A 22,089-nucleotide genomic window follows, 5' to 3' on the forward strand; every position below is an offset into this window, starting at 1 on the left:
TAATTGAGATGATTTGAAAAACACCCTGACTTGTTCCATGAGAACGCAGAGGAAACTTATTTTTTTAGGGTCAGCATAAGTCGATTTCTTAGAACTATTACTACAAGAACCGCAGCCGGATACGCATTAAATAATATGATAGAAGATAATTATTTAAATCTCAAATGTTTATTAGATTTAGGTTTTAATCCAATGCACTTAGCGAGAAAATATCTTCTAATCATATATATAACAATCAAATGCAATTACACCAATAATCTAGTTTTTGATAGATGAGCAAGCGTTTCTTATTGATTTTATCCCTTATTTTATTTATCTCTAATAGTGTTTTATTTGCCCAGGATGAATTATTGGAGAACAGAATAGTTCAGACTAAAAAAGATACAAGAACTTTTAACATTTTATCTCTCGAAGGTAGAACGGTGAAAGTAAAGGTCTTACCTGATTATGCACGTAATACTTTGTGTGTTATTTATTTAAGGGATACGGTTAAGGTCTTTGATTATTGGGATGTGTTTCCTGAAACGTCTTATCTAAGTAGGCAATTTCTTAAAATAAATTATGAAGTAAGGGGCGGTTCAAATTTAGGACTTGGAAACTCATTGATAATTTGTGTAAGTAATAACAAATTGTATGAAGCATTACATGTGTTACGTTATACAAATTGGGAGTCGGGTGATTTGATAAAAAAATACAATGTAAAGTTTGCATTAGTAACCCGCAAAAAGAATTATGTGATTGCTGCAAGCGTTAGAGATAATTCAATGTCAACAAATAATCCTGAAACAAATTATCATTATACAAACAGAAGTACGTTGCATTTTGATAAGAAACTAAAAGTATTTTATAGCATAAAACACGATTTATATGATACAGTAAAGGTTAGTTATCACAATACAACTTATAGGCGTCATATTGAAGGTAATTTTCCCGAAATATTTTTAGAGGACAATAAATATGTTTTTATTGGAGGTCAATGGTTCGAATTGAATAATGGCGCAATAATCAAATATTAAGTGTTAGCTATTATTGCATCTCAATCCTGCTAAAGGCCTCAATATACTTATCAATATAAAATTGCTTCGATTTGGCTTTATATTGCATGATGAACCGGGGATGTTCCAATGCGATCACTTCCTTAAAAAAATGATGCTTCTCGTTTAGCTTACGCAGATAGGTCTCATTTTTACCCGTACCGAAGCAGAAACAAATATAAGTTGCGACACCAAGATCAATTTGTGTTCTGATATTATCGACTATAAAGCCCTTGACGGTATTTTCAAGCTCCCTGCTGTCATAATAATTGTAGTTCTTTTCCTTACCACTATTATCAACGGTTGTAAAACCAAGCGGACAAAGTGAATTGATATAAAACTTGTTATAAAATGCTTCCACACCACCGTAGGCATGTATCATCTCATACACAAATACAGACGAAGGCTCATGTGCTGATTTTCCGTCGTAATCAATATGGCATTCTGATTTTAAGCGCTTTGGATCTGTAAATGGGATACCCGTTATTCCGCCTCCAAACCTGCCGGGATTGATCCCTAAAATGATATGGCGCTGATTATCATCATTATAATATTTACGGTAAAATAGCTCACTGATACGGGTAGTTTGCTCAAACTCCCGAAAAGGATTCATAATCCGGATACCCTGCGGTAATACAGGACCAGTATATTCCAATTGATCGTTAAAGCGGATCACTTTATCAGCAAAGGTCATTTGGCTAAATTAAAGAGAAGGATTTAGAATAAATAGCGTAGTTAACAAAAGAACGCTGTCATCCTGAGCCTGTCGAAGGATATGGCGTAGAGGCCATGCCCACCATGCTTCGACGGGCTCAGCATGACACCCCTGTAACTATTCTCCCAGCAACGCTTTCAAAGTATCCAGCGTGTCAGCTTCCTCCTTAGGCTTATCATGCCTCCACCTTAAAATGCGTGGAAAACGAAGCGCCACACCTGATTTATGCCGCGTAGAGCGATTAATGCCCTCAAATCCAATCTCGAAAACAAGTTCCGGTTTTACAGTGCGTACCGGACCAAATTTTTCGATGGTATTCCTTTTGATAAAATTATCTACCTTATTGATCTCCTGGTCGGTTAAACCCGAATAAGCTTTGGCAAAAGGTACCAATTTATCGCCGTCCCAAACAGCAAAAGTGTAATCCGTATACAGGTCGGCCCGACGGCCATGACCTTTTTGGGCGTATATCATTACCGCGTCAATAGATAAAGGATCGATCTTCCATTTCCACCAGTCGCCCCTACGACGGCCTACCTGATAAGTGGCGCTTTTGCGTTTCAACATAATACCTTCAGCAATCATAGCTCTTGATTGCTCCCGAATAACTGCAAGCTCATCCCAACTATTAAAGTTGATCAAGGCTGATAGGCGGAATATTTCGGGATAGGGTGTTGCAGCTTGCAATCTCTCTAATATTTCACGGCGCTCGCTTTGTGTTTTTGACCTGATATCTTCCCCTGCATATTCCAGGCAATCATAGGTAATCACTGCCACCGGACTTTCTTCCAGAATTTTCTTGTTCAGGTTTTTACGGCCGATACGCGTTTGCAGTACATTAAAAGGCAATGGCAATCCATCGCGGAAACTCAGTATCTCGCCGTCTAATACAGTACCATCAGGCAGGGCATTCAAAAAAGGGTGCAGCTCGGGGAACTTTTCAGTCGCCAGGTCCTCCCCCCTGCTCCAGATAAATATTTTGCCATCCCTTTTGATCATTTGTGACCGGATACCATCCCATTTCCATTCAGCCTGCCATTGATCAGCATCACCCAAAGTGCCCTGCAATTCCTCAACCGAGCGTTGCTTCTCGGATGTTTCCTGTATAGGATAAGCTAAAAAGAAAGGGTAAGGTCGGGATATATCATCAGAAGCGCCCTGCTCCTGTATCAGTTGATTGTAATGATAAGTCTCTGGTTCCCATTTACCCATCACCCTGTGAGTTAGGGTTGCCGCATCTAATCCAGCAACTTCAGCCAGTGCTTTGATCACCAGGTTCTGTGATACGCCAACACGGAAACCACCAGTCAATATTTTATTGAATACAAATCGCTCCTGCCCATCCAGCATCGCCCACGAATCCATCAACCATAATTTGCGTTCTTCCTCGGTCTTATCACCAAGCATGTTGATCTCAGCTATCCATTCAGTTAGTGATTTATTGCTCCCTGCAGTATTCTGGGGCATCAATAAGGCCATGGTTTCTGCCAAATCGCCAACAACGTGATAACTTTCCTCAAATAACCATCCAGGTATATTGGATGCCTCTATGGCCCAGTTGCGTATCAGGGTAGAATTGATCTGCCTCTTAGGCTTGCGACCAGTAAACAATGCCAGCATGTGCATTTTATCCGAATCAGGCACACTAATAAAATAGCCTTTCAAAATCTTTACCTTCTCATTGGTCTTATTTGTCTCATCAAGTGAAAGGAAAAGTTGTGCGAAGGCCTTCATGATACCCCTCCCAAATCTTCTTCAACGGGTAGTACTTTATTATCGTCTGTATTTTCCGGGACAACTGTTTCTTCTTCTTCACCACCGTACAATGTATGTACTTCCTGAGCATCAAAACCGATCTCATTCAGGTACCTTGAAAATGTAGCTGTATAGCCGTGTGTTAGATAAACTTTCTCGCAACCGGCAGCATCAATAGCACTAATGAGCCCGTCCCAATCAGCATGGTCTGACAATACGAAGCCTCTATCAGCTGCTCTCCTCCTTTTAGCACCACGTATAGCCATCCATCCCGAACAATAGCCAAAATTAAATGGACTAAACCGTCTCATCCATGCTGACCCAACTGCTGATGGTGGCGCCAGCACAATGCCTTTCCTGATATCTTCTTTTGGTGTAGAGAAGGTGATCCGTTCCGTAGGATGCAATTGCACACCGTTATTACGCAGGGCCTGCATCACATTCTCAATAGCACCATGTGTGTAAACCTTGCCATTAAATAAGTCAAGATTTTGCAGAATACGCTGTGCCTTACCCAATGAGTATCCAACCAAAACAGTAGCTAATCCATTGTCTAAATTACTCCGCCACCAACTGTTCACCTCTTCAAATATCTTTACTTGTGGCTTCCACTGGTAAACAGGCATCCCAAAAGTACACTCGGATATAAAGCGATGGCATTTTACTGGTTCAAATGGGGTGGATATGCCATCATCCTCTACTTTATAATCACCTGATACAACCCATACTTCTCCCTTATACTCCACACGTATCTGTGCCGAACCAATCACATGTCCTGCCGCGAAAAGTGAAATTTCTACACCGTTCTTTACTACCTTTTCGCCATACTCGACAGTTTGTAATTGAATATCACCCAAACGATATAATAGTACTTGTTTTGATAAATGATGTGCTAAATAATGTTTATGCCCCAAATAGGCGTGGTCTGCATGTGCATGGGTGATCACGGCATCGTCGACCGGCTTCCACGGGTCTATGTAAAATTTACCCTGCTCGCAGTATATTCCCCTGTCAGTAAATTCAAGCAACGGTTTTTTCGGCATAGCTTATAAACCTTTATCCTGTTCAATTAGTTTTAAACAAAAAAATCCCGGCTTGCGGCCGGGATATAAATATACTTTTATTTTAAATTTCCTTATTGACCCTGGCTTACAGGGGTAGTAGTAGTGTATTTGCTGCCCAGGTTGATATAATCTGTCAATATCTGACCGGCTTCGATCTTTAAGAAATCAAGATCTTCATTTCTTGGCCTGGTTTCACCTTTCTTCAATGGTTTAAAACCTAACGCTTCACGTTTAAGATTATCCCGCTCAAATGATTTTGCTTCATCAGCATCACGCTGTTTCTTTACCTCTTGCTCGTTAAGACTTATACTTTTTTCACTTTCGTGTTTAGCAAAATCAGCGATTTCTTCCGTCAGGTATTTATAGCTATTGCTGCTGCTCATACGCTGATCATGCAGTTTATTTAATGTAGGTACCACTGCAGTAAAATCACCTACTTTGGTATAATCACTTTTGGCAATAACATCGAATGGCAATGCAGACGGTTCGGTATCCTCACCGTATTTATCCAACGGTATCACCGAAGGGAATTTGATATCAGGAGTTACTCCTTTATGCTGAGTTGAGTTTCCGCTGATGCGATAAAACTTCGCTATCGTCAAATTAAGCTGACCATATTTGCCCTGACTGCCTGTAGAAACACTCTTGTCGGTTTTACCGGTTATTCTTGATACTAAATCGCTGGCAGATGGTTTGATCACTTTGTCCAGGTCTATCGCATTTTGCACAGTACCCTTACCATAAGTTTGTGTACCGATGATTAGCGCACGACCGTAGTCCTGCATAGCGCCTGCAAATATTTCTGATGCTGAAGCGCTGAAACGATCAACCAAAACAGCCATCGGGCCAGAGTAAGAAATAGAAGGATCTTCGTCATTATCAGCCTCTATTTGATTACGTGCATCACGTACCTGCACTATCGGACCTGTTTTAATAAATAATCCGCCCAAATCAATGGCCTCCATCAATGAACCGCCACCATTTTCGCGAAGGTCGATCACCACACCATCAACGTTTTCACGTTTTAGGGTATCCAATATCAATTTTACGTCGCGGGTTGTACTTTTATAATTTGGATTGCCTGATTTATAGTCGTTATAATCAATATAAAATGCCGGGATAGAAATAACACCGATCTTTACAGTCTTTCCGTTTGAGTTATAAGTGCGTATTTCTTCTTTGGCCGATTGATCCTTTAAAATGATCTTTTCGCGAACTATTTCAATTATCTTAGGTTTGCTGCTGGTACTGGTACCTTTAGCTAATACTTCCAGCCGAACCAGGGTGCCTTTCGTTCCGCGGATAAGGGCAATCGCATTCTCTATACGCCAACCCACGATATTCTGAAATTCTCCTTCTTTACCTTGTGCTACGCCCACAATGCGGTCTTCAGCGGATAATTGTTTGCCTTTATCAGCAGGGCCGCCCGGCACAATCGATGCTATAGTTACATATTCGTCTTTTGATTGCAGTGTAGCACCAATACCCTCTAATGAACGCGACATCTCAATATTGAAATTGGCGGCGTTTGATGGATTAAAATAATTAGTGTGCGGATCAATAGCATTGGTGAATGCATCCATAAATATCTGGAACACATCCTGGTTATTTAGCTTGTTAGATTGAGACAATAAGTTTTCATATCGTTTTCTCAAAGTCTCCTTATTTTTAGCCATATCTGCATTGGCCAGCTTCAGGTTAAGCATATCATACTTAACACGTTTTGACCAGACATCATTCATCTCCGTTTCAGAAGCAGCATATGGCAAACTGTCTCTGTCGAATGTAAATTTTTCGTTCGTATTAAAATCGTAGTTCTTATCCAGCTGCGCTATTGAATATTTAATGCGTTCGTTGTACCTCTTTTGATACACATTAAATATGTAGAATATATCCGTGAGATTTCCGTCTTTCACATCATCATCCAATACGGTTTTATACTTATCGAAATCTTTTATATCAGATGCCAGCAAATAATTATGGTTTTCATCAAGTGCTTTAATGTAACGATCATAAACTACCTGCGATATAGAATCATTAAGTGTAACCTTTTTATAATTATACTCGGTAATTAAACCGGCAATGTATTTACATACCACTGTTTGTTGTGCATCCGGCTGCAAATCGTTTGATCCGGCAACTTTAATTGGGTGTGATGGGGATGCTTTGCAAGCCAGCGCTGCACCAAGCACCAATAGAATATATAGCTTCTTAAACATATCTTTTACTCTCCTTAAATCTGAATTCCTATAAAACATCAATACTCGTGCCTATAATAAGTTTGCTAATGTAAATAAAAAGAGACAGTGTAAATACTGTCTCCATGTCATAGAAATAACAATATTACAAATAATGTTTTATTTGATTAATATTAACGCCAATAGTTTAAGTGGCGTATGTTATAATGCCTTTTTTTCGCTCCCTGCTGATTCAGCATACTTTACGTCCGGCTTAACGGTAGTCGTATTGTTCTGCGCCAGTAGTAATATCTTCTTTTCTATTTCAGCAGTTTCCGCTTGCATCACCTTTGCGCGTGCCATGTCCCTTGCTTCCAGCAAATCCGCTTTTGCTGACGGCATATCGCCAATGTCTACTTTTACGGCTGCAAGGTTTATTAGGTTTGAGATTGTATGCTTATCGTCATTTTCCTGGCGTGATATATTATTGCTCTGCAACAAGTACCATTTAGCTTCCGAAAGGCGATGTAGTTTGATATAAATCTGAGCCAGGTCACTAAAATTATAGCTGGCATCATTATATATCCTGAAACGCATATTGTGTTTCGCCATTTCCATTACTGTTACCGAAGCCACTTCCAGGCTGAATTCACATTGTTCAAGCACTAATGGCTGCACCTGCAAACCGTTAAGCTTCAATGTATTGGATATATGGCTAATGGAATTGTTTTTTGATAATTGAAGTTCGGGTAAAATGTCGTGCTTTTTTTTGAAACCTATTTTTTGCCAGAATTGAGCTGACGCCGGGAAGCTGATGGCACAAAAGAAAATAATTAATCTTAAACGCATTAAATCTGTCCTGCTAATTTTACGTTAACTAATATACTTATAAAATTGACTAACAATTAATTGCAAAGTTAATTAAAAACTTCCACTTGTCCATCATGCAATGCCCAAATCATATAGGGGTGGGTATCTGCATGGTAGGTTTCGCCATTTGCAGCTATACCTATTACACCGGCAAAACCGTCAAACGGCTTTAATTCATTTAAGGTTTTCATAGTTGCCAATTGCAGGCTCATACCGTCAGTCACCCTTGTTACAATTTTAGGTGCCACGGCACCACTCACAATATCTTCTCCTATACCGGTGCAGGATATACCGGCATATTCGTTTACATAATTACCGGCCGCAGTAGCCGAATCGCTTACCCGGCCCGGTATTTGAAATCCTTTACCTCCCGTGGAAGTGCCTGCGGCCAGGTCACCATAAATATCCAATGCCACGCAACCAACAGTACCCTGGCGGATAGAATCGCTTAACTTTTTTTCATACTCTTGACGCCGTTGTGGAGTAGCGGGATCGTATAAGGCAAAGTCATTGTTCCGTGCAAATTCAATAGCCCCTTTACCGGCCAAAACTTTATCCTCCATGGTTAATAGCTTTTCGGCTACGCGAATTGGGTTTTTTACACCCTCAATATTGATAACACCCGAAAATTGCATGGTTTTGCCATTCATTAATGAAGCGCTCATTCTTATTTTACCGTCATTTTGAATTTGTGAGCCTGTACCGGCGTTGAAAAGGTCGCAATCTTCCAACAGGCTAACGGTATAAACCGTTGTTTCAATGGCATTATGTGTTTCCAGGTATTTATATCCTGACTGAACAATTTCCCCTAACGCGTGCTGCTTGGCATACTTCAGCTCCCGGTTTGTATTTGACTCACTAAAAAATCCCCCGTGAATAATCAGTTTCATCCGCAATTAATTTTGTTAGTCCGTAAGTCGGCAAGTCCGCATAGGTCGGTAAGCTCTAAAACACCACCTCCAAAGTCATCCAGGAAAACATCTTTCCGATTTCCGGTCTTTCTGACTTTCCGACTTAACTTATAAGTAACGGTTTATTGCATGAAATCATTGTCCGGGCCTTTAATAAAAACGCCCTCCTCTACCTTTACGATCTTTTTTATAGATAATCTATGCTGTAGCAGATCATATTTATCAAATATAGACATTACATGCAGCCTCAGGTTTTCAATAGATACTGGTGAGCCCAATTCCACATCATAAATATTGGTTTCAACCATGTTTTTACCATCAACCAATATGACAAGGCCCGGCCCTATTGCTTCCATTATGATCCCGTCTGTAATCAGCAAAGCTGTGTCTTCGCCCATCCCTATACCCAACATACCCGGATTACTCGCCACAGCGTACATTAGTCGGCCAACGCGTCCACGTTGTACAAAATGGGTATCGATAATAATAGCATCAATAAATCCCAATCCGGCAGTGATCTGTACTTCCCCTTTTATCAACGCTTCGTTGTTTTGCCCGCGATAGATCATATGGGCAGAAAGTGCTGCTGCCCCTGCAGATGTACCTGCGATCATGAAATTTTCCTTTTGATAACGGGCTTTTAATATTTGCAAAAACTCTGTCCCGCCGAATATTGAACTAAGTTTTAATTGATCGCCTCCGGTAAATATTACGATATCGGCTTTTCGAACCCTGTCAAGATAACTCTTGTTAGCGGCATCTTCACGCGATTGAATATCCAGTGTATTAATTTTGGGTACATTAAGCTGTTTGAAAGCCTTGTTGTATTCAGCACCTACCAATTCGGGTATCGGGGATGCAGTAGTGATCACTTCTACTACGGAGCCTTCATGCCTAGCCGACTCGTTTATCATCCTTCTGACTATGCCCAGGTCAAAAAACTTGAGGTGATCCTGGGGCACAATACGTTCCTGCGAGCTGACGTTGCTACCTAAATCTACAGCGCCGCCAATAATTACCAGTTTACCTTTTGGAGCAATCATATCTAATTGGTTTAAAATGGTTAAATCTCTGGTTTATAAGCTGACTACCGGGGCATTGAATCAGCTGGTATTACAAATTTAAAATAAAAAGAAGCAGAAAGCTACGGATTTTAAGATAAAATATCGGGATAAAGAAATGACTGACAAGCTTCGTTCACTCAAGAATATAAATCCATTTTCCTTGTAGCGAAAAAGCCAACTATGCCGTATAATAAGTGAGATTGGGGTAAAGCCAGGTTATGTTAAAGATGGAACAAACAAGAACAATTGCAAAACATGCTGTTAAAAGTATTTAAAATTCCCATTTCATTTTTCAGTACAATTGTGATAAATAGAACATGATAGTTGAATGAGCGTTCCTGACAATCAAATGAATGGTCAAATATCTTCAAGCTATTCAAAATATTATTTACACCATAGCGTTTTTATGTATGTTCGTAAAAGCGATAAAACATTTCGCATCCAATTAATAACCCAATAAACCAATTAATATTTTTTTATCTCTGATTGTAAAAGAGATTAAATTGTAAATAATTAATATCCAACAAATAAATTATGAAAAGATATTCTACATTACTTTTAGCATCTACATTGTTTGTAGCGGCTTGCAGCAAAAAAACTCCGATAGCCCCTGGTCCTCCGCCCCCTGCTCAAAGTACACCAACAGTAAAAACCTTTGCAGGCAGCGGTACTCAGGGCTTTGCCGACGGCACTAAAACATTAGCATCGTTTAATTATCCTACGGGTATAGCTATAGCTTCTTCAGGCTTTTTGTTTATAGCTGATAAACAAAACAACAGAATAAGGATCATATCACCACAAGGTGTTGTTAATACCATTGCCGGTACCGGTAAACAGGGATTTTCCAATACAGCCGGCGCTACTGCCTTTAATTTTCCTAATGGTGTGGGTATAGATTTTGCAGGTAATGTTTATGTAGCCGATATGGGGAATGCTGCAATTCGTGCAATAAATACAAATGGTGTTGTAACTACTTTTCCAGTCAACACCACTGGTGCTCCGGTTATAGTTTATACACCAGCGGGGATAGTTTCAGATGCCAGTGGCAATGTTTATGTATCCGATAATAGCACCAGCCTGATAAAAAAAATTACGTCTAAAGGTGTAATAACTACCGTTGCAGGCAGCGGTTCACGTGGCAATGCAAATGGAATTGGCACAGCCGCTTCCTTTAATCAACCCAGCGCATTAGCAATTGACTCTACCGGCAATTTATATGTAGCCGACCAGGGCAATAACCTGATACGTAAAATAACCCCTGATGGATCAGTAAGCACACTTGCAGGTAGCGGCAATGCCGGTGCGACTAACGGTGTTGGAACTGCAGCATCATTTAATGCCCCTGCCGGGGTAACAGTGGATGCGAAGGGTAATGTATATGTAGGTGATTCGAATAATAACCTGATACGCAAAATAGCACGAGATGGAACAGTAACTACACTTGCAGGTACAGGCAAGCCGGGTACAAACGATGGTGCATTAGCCACAGCCACCTTCAATAACCCGCAAGGTGTAGCAGTAGATCAATATAATAGAGTATTTGTTGCAGACACAGGTAACGGACTTATCCGAATGATACAACAATAAGCGCAATCTGTTCGATCAGCAAATTAGCGGATTATAATATCTGCATAAAAATAAAAGGGCTCTCCACTATTTAAATTAAAGTGGAGAGCCCTTTCTGGTTAAATCAAATATGAATTTTTACTGAGTCATTTTACCGGTGAGCAGGTTAACATGGTATAGCTGGTTTTTAATGGTAAAATCAGCCATGTGGTTTCCAAGGAACGTAATAGAACCCTGTGCACTCCAGTTACTGCCATATGCATGGAAAACTGCAGTACCGCTTAAAATATCCTTGTTGATTACGTCAATACTCAAATCTGTAAATTCATAGAAAACACCTCCAACTACCGGAGTATGATTCCCATTATAAGTTACTGTAGTAATTAAATTATTACTCCCGTTTACGCCAATAAATTGGTGGTCATTATCCAGAGCTTTAATAGTGTAAAACTGTTCAACTCTATACTCAGATACCGAAGTGGCGTTGGTTCTGAAAGTGCTTAAAGAGTCATTAGCAGTATAACCTGACAATTTGTTATTAGCATCGCAATTAAAGTAAAATTTTAACTCACCGCCTGTATGTATTTTCACTGAGTCACCTTCCGTAGTATTATAATTCACCAATGAATCAGTAAAAAATCCGCAAAGTGGATTGCTGCTGCCACAACCACAAGCGTGGTGAGGCCCAAGGTGATCTGCTACTGATACAGAATCAACACCATCATTCAGGTTTACACCACCAAATGAACCGGCTAATGATTTTGACAAGTTTACAGCGATCTGGCTGCTCAATGCTTCATTAGAAGGCGGCTGAGTTGTTGTTGAAGGTTTAGACGACGAGCTGTCTTTGCGACATGAAGTGTATACTAATAGCATACAAGCTATGATCAAAACCAGGGGTTTTGTGTAGCTTTTTATAACATTTTGCTTTTTGTAAAATTTTGGTTCCATCTTTTTAAATTATTTAGGGCTATCAATTAATCATTAGATAAACAAACACTGGTGTGTGATAGCCAATTACCAGACCATTAAATGTTTATGTGCGAACTAAAGATGGATTTTCAGTAAACCCGTATAACTTAACCTATATATAACTCAGATAATAAACATCGAAAAACCAGCAGGTTACGAATACAACCTGATGTAAAAAAAATCATTGAAATTTTGTTCTAATAGCTTAATCGCGTAATACAATTAACCCTTATATAAAATGTTTTATAAAATATCCTAAGGGAATTTAGGGGAAATAATTCCACATGACCCCACAAAATATATCAGGAGCCCGGCCAGAATTTACTTCTCCAATCTGTTTGTTCTGCCTGGTTTAAAAATGTCCATGCAACTATGCGGCTCACCTTTTGTCCGTGTGTCATGCTGATGGTTTTAACATCCAGTGCATTAACTTTCTTCAGCGCTCTATAGATGATTGGAAGGGTGTCTTTTTTTGAAACCAATGTAGAGAACCATAAGCATTGGTGTGCCACCATTGCACTTTGCTCAACCATGCGGCGTATAAATCCAGCTTCCCCACCATAACACCACAGTTCTGTTTTTTGCCCCCCGAAATTTAGTGAGGTAGGTTGTTTATTGATCCCTAATTTCTTCCACTTGGCAGCTGTAGAAGCCTGCGCTTCCTGTAGCGATGCATGGAAAGGAGGATTACAGATCGTGATGTCAAAACCCTCGCCCTGTTTAATAATGCCCTTGAAAATATTGGCCTTATTACTTTGTAAGCGAAGTATGATCTTATCCTGAAAACCTTGGTTTAATGAAACGATATCCTTTGCCGTCCGGATGGCGACAGGGTCGATATCGGTACCTACAAATCGCCAGTCGTAAACAGCAGCGCCAATTAGGGGATAAACACAGTTTGCGCCCATGCCAATATCCAAAACATTTATTTTATTGCCACGGGGAATAGTTCCATTGTTAATTTCGCTTAACAGATCTGCTACATAGTGGATATAATCCGCTCTCCCTGGTATTGGCGGACAAAGATATCCTTCCGGGATATCCCAATGATCAACTCCGTAATAATGTTTCAGAAGTGCTTTGTTTAAGGCTTTTACAGCATTGGGATCACTAAAGTCTATCGATTGATCATTATATTGGTTAACAGATACAAACTTTTTTAACTCCGGACTACCCTTACAAAGTAGTTTAAAATCATACCCGGCCCGGTGGCTGTTCCGTGGGTGCAAATTTTCCTTTTCCGCAGGTTTTTGTTTTGGATCTGAAGTCATTTTAATAATGATAATCTTTTCTGCGAAGGTCGGCATTCTTATCTACAATAAAACACTTAGAATTCTCCTCAATTCTGCAAACTGGTAAAAACAGCCAGTTTATAAATATTATCATCTTTCGAAACAGCAGAATCCAGCCAGCTTTGGGAGGCGATTTTGGGAGTGCATGGCCCATAAGTAATGATCTTAATTTTCCTCAACAGCGATTCTTTCCTCAAAATCTCTAAAACCTCTTGCAGAATTTCGCCATTGAAGGGCGTATACATAAAAAATATAGTTCCGTCGGAATAGTCTGCTTGCCGGGCGTCGGCGTTTATAAACGTTATGTGAGATAGATTAAGTTTCTTTACGCAATCCTGTGAATAATCGCAAAAAGCAGGCTCGAATTCTACACCTTTTGCTGTAACTCCGGTAAGGAGATTTACCAGAATTCCTGCCTGACCCAAGCCGGAACCCAAATCGAAAAAAACATCTTCTTTAGCGAATTTGATTTTGTCTGCCAGTTCGAAAATGATCCTTGCAGGCGTTTTTTGATAAAAAACCATTTCTGGTTCTAAATCCTTAGTCTGTTCCGGCATAGTCTTTGGAGACAATAACCCATTAATAAAGATATCCAGATTATCGTACCCCGGTTCTTCCTGGTGTTCGTTATCGTCTAAATTAAAATCGACGTGTTTATTAACCAGGCTTTTGAACTCTTTTCCTGTATACCCCACATTTCGGATATCTTTCTGAAGCTTTCGAAACAGGATAATGTTGATTTTCTCCAGTTCAGACTTTACTTTTTCAGCACGATGTTTCAGCAAAAGCAATTTATCTGATTGATTAGTTTCTCCCAGGAGTCCTTCAATCTGATCAATAATCTGAAATTCGATGAAGTCTATAGCCTCAGTACGCTGATCAAAGTTCTTCTCTTCAAACAGTAATGGATCGTTCTCTATTGCCCCTATATCTGATTGCATTTCAAAGATGGCTTTCTCTGCGGCTAGATTATAATTAATAATTCTTGATTTCATTTTTGTACTAACAAATGAATTTCAATATAGTAAGCAAATTATTCTAAGGCGATAGAACGCTCCACGTTTATCTGTTTCAAAAAATATTTATCGTGCGATACAACTATGAGTGTTCCTTTATATTCATTTATCGCGGTTGTCAAAATTTCAATGTTTTGAATATCCAGGTTATTTGTCGGCTCATCCAATATAATAATGTCAGGGGCTTTATGATCTATTGTTAAAGAACAAAGCATTAACCGCATTTTTTCTCCGCCACTAAGCGCTGTACAAGATTTGTCCCAATATTCCCTGGTAAACAAAAAGCGGTTTAACCGGATCTTTATATCATGCTCTTGTAATACACCGGAATTAAACTGTTGTGCCTGTTCATAAACACTAATACTGTTGTCTATCAATGAATAGTCCTGGTCAATATAAATGGCTTTAAATTCAGCCTTGTCAATTGTTCCTGACTGAAGCTCAAGTTCTCCCAAAATTATTTTTATCAGGGTCGTTTTTCCGGAGCCATTCAGGCCATTAATAACAATGTGTTCGCCACTTGTAATTTGAAAATTCAGGGACTGTTTCCAAAGTAACTGATCGTTATATTTCCAGTTTATGTCTTTTGTAGTCATCAGTATCTTTCCTTTGTGAAGTCGGGAATTGTCAAAACCCATTTTCATTTTGTCTATATCCGGCAATGACGCCCGCAGTTGAGTTAATTCCTGCGAAATAATTCCCACTTTTTCAGCATGCACGCCTTTTGTGCGCGAAGTGCTTTTCTCAGCATTATTTCTAAATGTGTTCATAGAAATTGTAGGAAGTCCTGCCTTTAGCTGCTTTTTCTTTCCACGGGCATCAAGCTTTTGTTGGCGTTCTAAAGACTCCCTTTCCGCATCTTTCGCTTTACGAAGCGCCTTTTCATTATTTTTTACATCCCTGCTCAATGCATCATTTTCAATCATTTTCTGAGCGGCATAGAAATCGTAATTACCCCCATAAATGGTTATTCCATGCTTATCGAGTTCGTAAACAGTATTAAGAAGATTTAATAAAGTTCTGTCGTGGCTTACCACCATCAATGTGTTCGTAGTGGACGTGATAAAATCATAAAGAATATCCCTGCCTTTTGTATCCAGGTGATTACTCGGTTCATCCATTAAAATTATTTTGGGACTGTGGATTATGATCCCCGCCAGGAAAGCTTTTGTTTTTTGCCCGCCACTTAAAGTCCCCATTTTTTGAGATAATTCCAATCCATCAAGACCCCAATGGGCGAATGCTTCTTTACATCGCTCCTCAATTGTCCAATCATCATCAAGCAATTCCATATTTTCATCGGTTACATTGCCCGCGATAATTTCTGTTAATGCTTTTAACTTTCCCTCAACCCCAAGAGCCCCGGCAATACTATAATTATTATACTGGCCAAAAAGCTGCGGCACATAATAAGGCTTCGCTGTCGTTTTTACGAGTCCGTTTGAAGGTTGTAAGGTCCCGGCTAAGATTTTAAGAAGGGTGGATTTCCCCGTACCATTATTGCCAATTAAGGCAATTTTATCTTGTTTATTGATAACGAGATTAATATCATTAAACAATAAATCCCTGTTGGGATGTATGTATGTAACATCTTGTAGAATAAGCATAATTTCTTTTTAAAGAGTTAATAATTACAGGAGCCGCATAGCAGCTTTGTTTATTTTCCCGGAAAGAAATTATTTATTACATAAAGTTTGTTTTGATTACGTTGACAAAAATAAAAAATCTGATGAATATTATATAGGTCAAAACAAAAGCCTTTAAACTTTATCTAACGGCTTTCATCTTAAACGTGCCCTTTCGCAACAAAACTCGTTGCCTTTGTAAAGATTACTCTGAAGATTATCGCTTTAATAATGAAAGTATCTTCTTGCCACCTGTTAGCGTACCTAACACAATTAACCCGGCCGTCAATCCAATCGCAAACTCCTTGATTAACAATGATAAGGTTGGAAATATATGATGCAAATATTCAATATTATGCATGAAAATTCCCCCTGAAACCAAAATCAATGCAACTGTTCCGGTGACGGCCAGAATTTTAATAATAACGGGTAACGATTTAACCAGTAAAAGGCCAAACACCGAAAAAAAACCTTTAGGAAAACGTTGGATCAGTTTATAGCCGGTATCATCCATTCTGACAATAATTGCTACTATGCCATAAACGCCGATTGTTGCCAGAACGGCAACAGCCGAAACAGTTACTATCTGTATCATCAGACTCTTTTCTAAGACAGTTCCCAGCGCAATAATTACTATCTCTATGGATAGGATGAAGTCGGTCATTATAGCAGATTTAACTTTTGCTTTTTCGGCATCGCTATCATTTTTTTTACTTTCTGTAATTACCTGATGTGCTGCTTTTGAGCGATGAAAAAAATATTCAATTATTTTTTCAACTCCCTCATAAGCCAGATAAAATCCTCCTAAAACTAAGATGACCTTAATAACCACCGGGAAAAATACATTTAATAGTAAAGCGATGGGAACAATAATAACCTTATTAAGTAAAGAGCCTTTTGTAATAGACCACAGCACAGGCAATTCCCGTGAAGATAAAAAACCGGTAGATTTTTCTGCGTTCACAGCTAAATCATCGCCTAATATGCCTGCAGTTTTACCCGCTGCAACTTTAGTTGTCACCGCGACATCATCCATCAAAGCACCTATATCATCCAAAATCGCAAAAAAACCTGATGCCATGTTTAATTAGTTATTGCTTTATGCGTGGAATTTTAAATACACACTTTGTCTGCAATAAATATACAAATCTCTAACGCTTTTATGGTTGATTTGCATCGCGCTGCGACGTTGGAAGACAATTTGTACCCGGCAACCGGGCAGCTCTAATTAGAGGTTTTACTACAAAGCCGGCATCAAAATACTGGCTTTGTTTTGCTGTGACAAGTTGACCCGGCCTATTTTGCGCCTTCACGATAATTTGCCTAAACCGGGTAATTTTAAATAAAACAGGACTGCTCTTCACTGCCAATAGTAAAGTGCTTTGATACGCTCTTAGCAACTGCATAACCTTTGATATACAGAGATTCATTAAAGAGGCAAACAAGGTTGGCCCGCAATATTCCGCATATATACATATCAGTTTAAGACCTAAGGTGTAAAGTTTCCGGCCCAGGTTCTTCAGCATTTGACTCACTTTCATATTTTGTGTGCGGATTAAACGAGTGCATAATCATAATTATCGAAAGCCTGCCGCATGATGCTGCCCGCATCCTTCAAAATGGGTCTGCCATGCCCGAAAACCATTTTATCAAAGTCCAGGTTCGTCACTTTCAGGATGCTGCTGATGCCTTCCGCCATATTTTCATAGATGACGCTCAGGCCCAACCCTGTGCTGTTCGACAACAGGTCGCCTGCTATCAGTATTTCTTCGTTTTCCGCAAGCAGGGAGATATGGCCCTTGCTGTGTCCTGGTGTATGGATAACCCGAATCCCGCCCAGCAAGGACAGCAGGTCATGGTCATTTAACTGTTCGTCTATAGTTACAGGCTCGATATTGATGCCGCAACGCTTGATGCCCAGCTCGTAGATCAGCCAGTTTTTCAGCCCTGGCGTCAGGCAGATCTCCTTACGGAAACCAATGCCATATTGCATGATCTTCGCATCTTCGCGGTGTGCCAATACTGGTATCCTTAACAACCTCTTGATCTCTTCGGCACTTCCGGCATGATCCGGATGCGCATGGGTCAGGATGATCCGTTTGATATCATAAGGGTTCTTACCCGCGTTCTTAATTGCGTTGAAAATTTTTCCTGCACTCCCTTTAGTACCGGTATCAATCAGGGTGAGGCCATTATCTTCGATGACAAAAACGTTGACCCGACCTAAGCTGATCTGGTATATATTATTGCTGATCCTTTTCATACGATTATTCATGTTTTATTTTTAATAAAAAACTTATTGATTAATGCGTAAAAAATGAGTTCATATATTTTGCTTTCGGATTTAAGTATTTATTTAACGGTCATCGTTTGTCTTCGCTGAATACCTAAACGTTGTTTTATGATGCAAACGTTCAAAATGTCCATGTTAAACAATGTTAAAATCGACAGTCCGGCATATTTTACCTATTAAAACCCAAATGAAATCGACGGTATCAAGTTGATTTTTAGAAGAAGCCGGGTATCTCAGAAGAATCCCGGCAGCGGGAAATAAACGGGCAGCCATTCCCGTTAAGACTATTAATATTTGTAAATACCATAGCTATAAATGATAAAAATTAAGACTTTGCTTACAATGGTTTGCCTCGCAACTGCCTTATCATTGGCACACGCACAGCAACAACCCGACCCGCATTTTCAGTTGTACATATTGGCAGGTCAATCAAACATGTCAGGCAGGGGATATATAACCGACGAGTTTAAAAACGAAGGAGACAGCAGGGTATTTATGCTCGATAAAGACAATAAATGGGTTTTAGCCAAAAATCCGCTGCATTTTGATCAGCCGTCTATTGCTGGTGTTGGTCCAGGACTGGCTTTTGGGATTGCCATGGCAAAAGCCGCCAGGGATCCAAAGATCAGGATTGGCCTTATCCCCTGCGGGTGGGCGGAACGCCTATTGAGCATTGGCTGCCCGGCGCCTATGATGCGGCTACAAACACTCATCCATATGACGATGCAGTGCTGCGTATAAAAACAGCAATGCAATACGGCGTTATAAAAGGTATAATATGGCATCAGGGCGAAGCCGATAAAACGCCCGAAAAAACAAAGCTTTATCTTGCCCGGTTAAAGGAGCTGATTGAGCGGTTTCGCACATTGGTTAATGACCCCAAACTTCCTTTTATAGCAGGCGAACTGGGCCGGTTTCGCCCGGAATTTTCAGGTATTAATGATGAATTGACCAAATTGCCGGCAATGGTGCCCTACACCGCCGTAGCTACGGCCGAAGCACTCACACACAGGGGCGATACCGTGCATTTTGACAGTCCGTCTGCTGATGAATTAGGAAAACGATATGCTAAAAAGATGCTCAAAGTGCAAAAGAACTGATAGGGTGATTGCAGCCCGTTCCTAAAAAAGAAAAGCCTTCAATCTTCCGACTAAAGGCTTTTCGCTTATCAGTGGTACTGAGACCACAAAACCCAAACTTTTTATAGGCTGATTTGCATTTTGCGGCGGGGGCGGTAATACACCAAGATAAGCTGAATGGCGGCACTTTTTAAATGCCGCCATTGTGGCTATAAATGGTTGTTATTAAAAACTTTGTTCCTGCGATAAACTGTTCAACGGGATGCATTCCATACTTAAAATCTGCTCCATAAATTCAAGAACCGGTTTAACCTGCATATGGCTGGGTGATGTGAGCGCCATATTTATAGAGCCGTTGATGCTTGTAATGCCAACCGTTTGGCTGCACTCATAGCCGGTTATGGTGATAGGCCCCCATACGGCATCTAATTTTAGCTTTCCAATGGTACTTTCAAATGGTAAAGCACCAACATTGGTTATCATATATTCATTGGCCAGGGCGGTATCTGCAAACTGTACTGTACCTTCGGCATTTATACCACTCGTTATAAGTCCGAATACGGCCTTGGCAAATCCGAAAATTTCTTCTTTCGAACTGACGCCGGCTAAGCTTTCTTTGGCATACCGGGCAATATCCCAAAAGTCGCTAATCCTCTCCATATCAAAAGGAACTATACGACCACCACCAATGGATAGACAGATGGTTTCACCGGCACCCAAAGTTTCGCGGGCTGATGAGGGACTAAATAAACGAATTGGCTGCGATTTCCAGGCTTTACCAGCCAGGGCCAGGGCAGCCATCAAAGCGCCTTGAACCGTAGTGCCTTCCTGTTTGGAACGTTTGATGACCTGGCTGGAAAGCTCTGGCGACAGTTGCAAAAGCTGGATCTGCGGGGTTGTCTTAACGGCTTGCGGCTGTTGGCTGAATAAGGCAACGTCCGCATCGCTTGCCGGGAACTGGCTAAGCGTGTTTTTAGGCAGGTCGGTATAATCATCAAGCGATGGCGGCATGGCATAAGGTTCGGCATGTTTTCCGTTCGTGGCATTCAGCAGATCGCGGATAACGAAAGACAAAGACCGGCCATCGGCAATGGAGTGATGGGCAATCAGAGCAATAACGGATTTGTTTTGATATTCATACAAAACGGCCCTTATAAGCGGTGCAGAGGCAGCATGGAACCTATTAATCGCCTCATGCTCTAAGTCTGCTACCCATTCCGTTTCGGATGTGGCTTTCACAATCCTTAACGGGATAGTAGCGCCGGGTTGGCTTACAAATTCAGGGGAGTTATTTTCATTAAGATTAATGCTTACAGAAAGCAAAGGATGCAGTTGCTGCACATCTGCCAGTGCATTTTCCCAGGCCGTAACCGGTAAAGTGCCTGTAATTTCTGCTACCATAGTAAAATGTACTGGTCTTTGCTGATCCAACAACCAAAAAAATCTTTCAAATCCACCAAGCGGACGACGAGTTTGTGTTTTCATAGAAATATCATGTAGGGATGATGAGTTAAACATGATACAATATTATTGACTGGCACATTGGGTTCATATCCCCAATACAGGTGAGACTTATACCCGGATTTAACACATGCTTTCATAATGAGTGATTAGCAACCATTCAATTAAGGCCCGTATTTGGTCCGTCAAACTAAAAAAGCCACCTTACATTAGAAAGATGGCTTTTTCAGCTTCTAGTTTTTCAAGGTATGGTGTAAGTCCGGCGGGTAGCCCAGTGTTTCCCGATAAGAAACAGGTTTACTACCATCTATGTCGAGAATGCCAAACCGTTCGCCAAGCTCTGCACCTATCAGGGCCTGGCCCGAAAGATTTAACAGTTCATCAGACTCATAAAGTGCCGCGATTACCCGCCCTGTAAACTGTGGCGACTCCCGTTTTGTCTTCGGCTTTTTATCTTCAGGTAATGATGATATATAAGCACGCGCTCTTTCTGTATCCAGAAACCCCATCCATACCGACACTGCTGCTACGTTATGAGATCTTAGCTCTTTGGCCATATCTGCAATCATTTTATCGGATCCTGCTTTTTGAGCCCCGTAGGCAGGACCATGATAATACCCAACCGCAGCATATTGCCCGGTATTAACAATAAGGCCTTTCCCGTTAGCGAAAAGCAAAGGAACCGCGTAATAACTGGAGACGTAATGAGAACGCAAGCCAACATTAAGCAGGTCCAGGGGTTTCAGTGAATTTTCCCAGAAAGGGATTGTTTTGGCCACGTCATCATTTGCATTGGCGGCATTATTTACTAAAATATCCAACCTGCCATATTCCCTTTTAACCTGTTCGAATAAGGCGATCACTGAACTATCATCCGCATGATCGACGATTACCGCGATCCCTTTTCCACCGGCGGCAGTTACCGCTTTTGCGGTGTCAATTATTGAGCCTGAGATTTCATCTCCTTCACCGGAACTTCTTCCAGTTACGTATACGACTGCACCTTTTTCGCCAAGAGCAATCGCGATTCCTTTTCCAGCGCCTCTGCTGGCACCGGTTACAACGGCTATAATTTGTTTGTTCATTTTTTTTTCAATTATTAATTAGTACAAAAATCGGTAACCTGCTCCGTACATTTCCGTCACTAACAAAAAGGTAAGCACTAACCTGAATGTTATTGTTTTTACATTCCTGT

General features: G+C 40.5%; 17 protein-coding genes and 1 pseudogene. 3 read left to right on the forward strand and 15 right to left on the reverse strand.

Going from position 1 to position 22,089, the window contains the following annotated elements:
- Positions 1 to 272: 272 nt before the first annotated feature.
- Positions 273 to 1,016 carry a hypothetical protein gene (locus ACPPVU_RS00280; RefSeq protein ID WP_426669684.1) on the forward strand — a complete coding sequence of 248 codons (744 nt, stop codon included), beginning with the start codon at positions 273 to 275 and terminating at the stop codon, positions 1,014 to 1,016.
- A 10-nt stretch (positions 1,017 to 1,026) separates the two neighbouring features.
- Here ACPPVU_RS00280 and ACPPVU_RS00285 read toward each other — a convergent pair whose 3' ends face one another.
- From ACPPVU_RS00285 to ACPPVU_RS00315, 7 genes are all read right to left on the reverse strand, one after another.
- Complete coding sequence (locus tag ACPPVU_RS00285; RefSeq protein WP_426669685.1) at positions 1,027 to 1,728, reverse strand: uracil-DNA glycosylase family protein; 702 nt, start codon at positions 1,726 to 1,728, stop codon at positions 1,027 to 1,029.
- A 138-nt stretch (positions 1,729 to 1,866) separates the two neighbouring features.
- Positions 1,867 to 3,483: an ATP-dependent DNA ligase gene (locus tag ACPPVU_RS00290; RefSeq protein WP_426669686.1), complete on the reverse strand. Its 1,617-nt coding sequence runs from the start codon at positions 3,481 to 3,483 to the stop codon at positions 1,867 to 1,869.
- Entirely contained in the window at positions 3,480 to 4,547 is a 1,068-nt protein-coding gene (locus ACPPVU_RS00295) for a ligase-associated DNA damage response exonuclease (protein ID WP_426669687.1), read from the reverse strand. The genes ACPPVU_RS00290 and ACPPVU_RS00295 overlap by 4 nt, the downstream gene beginning before the upstream one ends.
- Positions 4,548 to 4,639: 92 nt before the next feature.
- A complete protein-coding gene (locus ACPPVU_RS00300) occupies positions 4,640 to 6,787 on the reverse strand; it encodes a carboxy terminal-processing peptidase (protein WP_426669688.1) in 2,148 nt (715 codons plus the stop codon).
- Between the two features lie 180 nt (positions 6,788 to 6,967).
- Complete coding sequence (locus ACPPVU_RS00305; RefSeq protein ID WP_426669689.1) at positions 6,968 to 7,594, reverse strand: hypothetical protein; 627 nt, start codon at positions 7,592 to 7,594, stop codon at positions 6,968 to 6,970.
- A gap of 68 nt (positions 7,595 to 7,662) precedes the next feature.
- Positions 7,663 to 8,505: an isoaspartyl peptidase/L-asparaginase gene (locus ACPPVU_RS00310; RefSeq protein ID WP_426669690.1), complete on the reverse strand. Its 843-nt coding sequence runs from the start codon at positions 8,503 to 8,505 to the stop codon at positions 7,663 to 7,665.
- A gap of 143 nt (positions 8,506 to 8,648) precedes the next feature.
- Entirely contained in the window at positions 8,649 to 9,569 is a 921-nt protein-coding gene (locus tag ACPPVU_RS00315; RefSeq protein ID WP_426669691.1) for a cyanophycinase, read from the reverse strand.
- A gap of 555 nt (positions 9,570 to 10,124) precedes the next feature.
- Here ACPPVU_RS00315 and ACPPVU_RS00320 point away from each other — a divergent pair.
- A complete protein-coding gene (locus ACPPVU_RS00320; protein WP_426669692.1) occupies positions 10,125 to 11,177 on the forward strand; it encodes an NHL repeat-containing protein in 1,053 nt (350 codons plus the stop codon).
- A gap of 117 nt (positions 11,178 to 11,294) precedes the next feature.
- Here ACPPVU_RS00320 and ACPPVU_RS00325 read toward each other — a convergent pair whose 3' ends face one another.
- From ACPPVU_RS00325 to ACPPVU_RS00350, 6 genes are all read right to left on the reverse strand, one after another.
- On the reverse strand, positions 11,295 to 12,107 hold the full coding sequence (locus ACPPVU_RS00325) for a hypothetical protein (protein ID WP_426669693.1): 813 nt from the start codon (positions 12,105 to 12,107) through the stop codon (positions 11,295 to 11,297).
- Positions 12,108 to 12,430: 323 nt separating this feature from the next.
- On the reverse strand, positions 12,431 to 13,435 hold the full coding sequence (gene rlmF / locus ACPPVU_RS00330; protein ID WP_426669694.1) for a 23S rRNA (adenine(1618)-N(6))-methyltransferase RlmF: 1,005 nt from the start codon (positions 13,433 to 13,435) through the stop codon (positions 12,431 to 12,433).
- 32 nt (positions 13,436 to 13,467) lie between these two features.
- On the reverse strand, positions 13,468 to 14,415 hold the full coding sequence (locus tag ACPPVU_RS00335) for a class I SAM-dependent methyltransferase (RefSeq protein WP_426669695.1): 948 nt from the start codon (positions 14,413 to 14,415) through the stop codon (positions 13,468 to 13,470).
- A gap of 38 nt (positions 14,416 to 14,453) precedes the next feature.
- Positions 14,454 to 16,043 (reverse strand): ABC-F family ATP-binding cassette domain-containing protein, encoded by a 1,590-nt coding sequence (locus ACPPVU_RS00340; protein WP_426669696.1) that lies wholly within the window; start codon positions 16,041 to 16,043, stop codon positions 14,454 to 14,456.
- 235 nt (positions 16,044 to 16,278) lie between these two features.
- Positions 16,279 to 17,142 (reverse strand): DUF808 family protein, encoded by an 864-nt coding sequence (locus ACPPVU_RS00345; RefSeq protein WP_426669697.1) that lies wholly within the window; start codon positions 17,140 to 17,142, stop codon positions 16,279 to 16,281.
- A 474-nt stretch (positions 17,143 to 17,616) separates the two neighbouring features.
- A complete protein-coding gene (locus ACPPVU_RS00350) occupies positions 17,617 to 18,324 on the reverse strand; it encodes an MBL fold metallo-hydrolase (protein ID WP_426669698.1) in 708 nt (235 codons plus the stop codon).
- Positions 18,325 to 18,789: 465 nt separating this feature from the next.
- Here ACPPVU_RS00350 and ACPPVU_RS00355 point away from each other — a divergent pair.
- Positions 18,790 to 19,454 (forward strand): annotated as a pseudogene (locus ACPPVU_RS00355) (sialate O-acetylesterase).
- Positions 19,455 to 19,658: 204 nt separating this feature from the next.
- Here the strand turns inward: ACPPVU_RS00355 and ACPPVU_RS00360 are convergent.
- Both ACPPVU_RS00360 and ACPPVU_RS00365 read right to left on the reverse strand, forming a co-directional pair.
- Complete coding sequence (locus ACPPVU_RS00360; RefSeq protein ID WP_426669699.1) at positions 19,659 to 20,918, reverse strand: condensation domain-containing protein; 1,260 nt, start codon at positions 20,916 to 20,918, stop codon at positions 19,659 to 19,661.
- Positions 20,919 to 21,127: 209 nt separating this feature from the next.
- On the reverse strand, positions 21,128 to 21,979 hold the full coding sequence (locus ACPPVU_RS00365; protein ID WP_426669700.1) for an SDR family NAD(P)-dependent oxidoreductase: 852 nt from the start codon (positions 21,977 to 21,979) through the stop codon (positions 21,128 to 21,130).
- Positions 21,980 to 22,089: the final 110 nt, after the last annotated feature.

The sequence above is a fragment of the Mucilaginibacter sp. McL0603 genome (assembly GCF_049992945.1).
Lineage (GTDB): Bacteria > Bacteroidota > Bacteroidia > Sphingobacteriales > Sphingobacteriaceae > Mucilaginibacter.

Excerpts from the sequence above, each read along its gene's own strand:
- rlmF (WP_426669694.1), bottom strand. The coding sequence starts at position 13,435 with ATGCCGACCTTCGCAGAAAAGATTATCATTATTAAAATGACTTCAGAT.
- ACPPVU_RS00335 (WP_426669695.1), bottom strand. The coding sequence starts at position 14,415 with ATGAAATCAAGAATTATTAATTATAATCTAGCCGCAGAGAAAGCCATC.
- ACPPVU_RS00325 (WP_426669693.1), bottom strand. The coding sequence starts at position 12,107 with ATGGAACCAAAATTTTACAAAAAGCAAAATGTTATAAAAAGCTACACA.
- ACPPVU_RS00365 (WP_426669700.1), bottom strand. The coding sequence starts at position 21,979 with ATGAACAAACAAATTATAGCCGTTGTAACCGGTGCCAGCAGAGGCGCT.
- ACPPVU_RS00350 (WP_426669698.1), bottom strand. The coding sequence starts at position 18,324 with ATGAAAAGGATCAGCAATAATATATACCAGATCAGCTTAGGTCGGGTC.
- ACPPVU_RS00295 (WP_426669687.1), bottom strand. The coding sequence starts at position 4,547 with ATGCCGAAAAAACCGTTGCTTGAATTTACTGACAGGGGAATATACTGC.
- ACPPVU_RS00315 (WP_426669691.1), bottom strand. The coding sequence starts at position 9,569 with ATGATTGCTCCAAAAGGTAAACTGGTAATTATTGGCGGCGCTGTAGAT.
- ACPPVU_RS00340 (WP_426669696.1), bottom strand. The coding sequence starts at position 16,043 with ATGCTTATTCTACAAGATGTTACATACATACATCCCAACAGGGATTTA.
- ACPPVU_RS00305 (WP_426669689.1), bottom strand. The coding sequence starts at position 7,594 with ATGCGTTTAAGATTAATTATTTTCTTTTGTGCCATCAGCTTCCCGGCG.
- ACPPVU_RS00345 (WP_426669697.1), bottom strand. The coding sequence starts at position 17,142 with ATGGCATCAGGTTTTTTTGCGATTTTGGATGATATAGGTGCTTTGATG.
- ACPPVU_RS00300 (WP_426669688.1), bottom strand. The coding sequence starts at position 6,787 with ATGTTTAAGAAGCTATATATTCTATTGGTGCTTGGTGCAGCGCTGGCT.
- ACPPVU_RS00310 (WP_426669690.1), bottom strand. The coding sequence starts at position 8,505 with ATGAAACTGATTATTCACGGGGGATTTTTTAGTGAGTCAAATACAAAC.
- ACPPVU_RS00320 (WP_426669692.1), top strand. The coding sequence starts at position 10,125 with ATGAAAAGATATTCTACATTACTTTTAGCATCTACATTGTTTGTAGCG.
- ACPPVU_RS00360 (WP_426669699.1), bottom strand. The coding sequence starts at position 20,918 with ATGAAAACACAAACTCGTCGTCCGCTTGGTGGATTTGAAAGATTTTTT.
- ACPPVU_RS00285 (WP_426669685.1), bottom strand. The coding sequence starts at position 1,728 with ATGACCTTTGCTGATAAAGTGATCCGCTTTAACGATCAATTGGAATAT.
- ACPPVU_RS00280 (WP_426669684.1), top strand. The coding sequence starts at position 273 with ATGAGCAAGCGTTTCTTATTGATTTTATCCCTTATTTTATTTATCTCT.
- ACPPVU_RS00290 (WP_426669686.1), bottom strand. The coding sequence starts at position 3,483 with ATGAAGGCCTTCGCACAACTTTTCCTTTCACTTGATGAGACAAATAAG.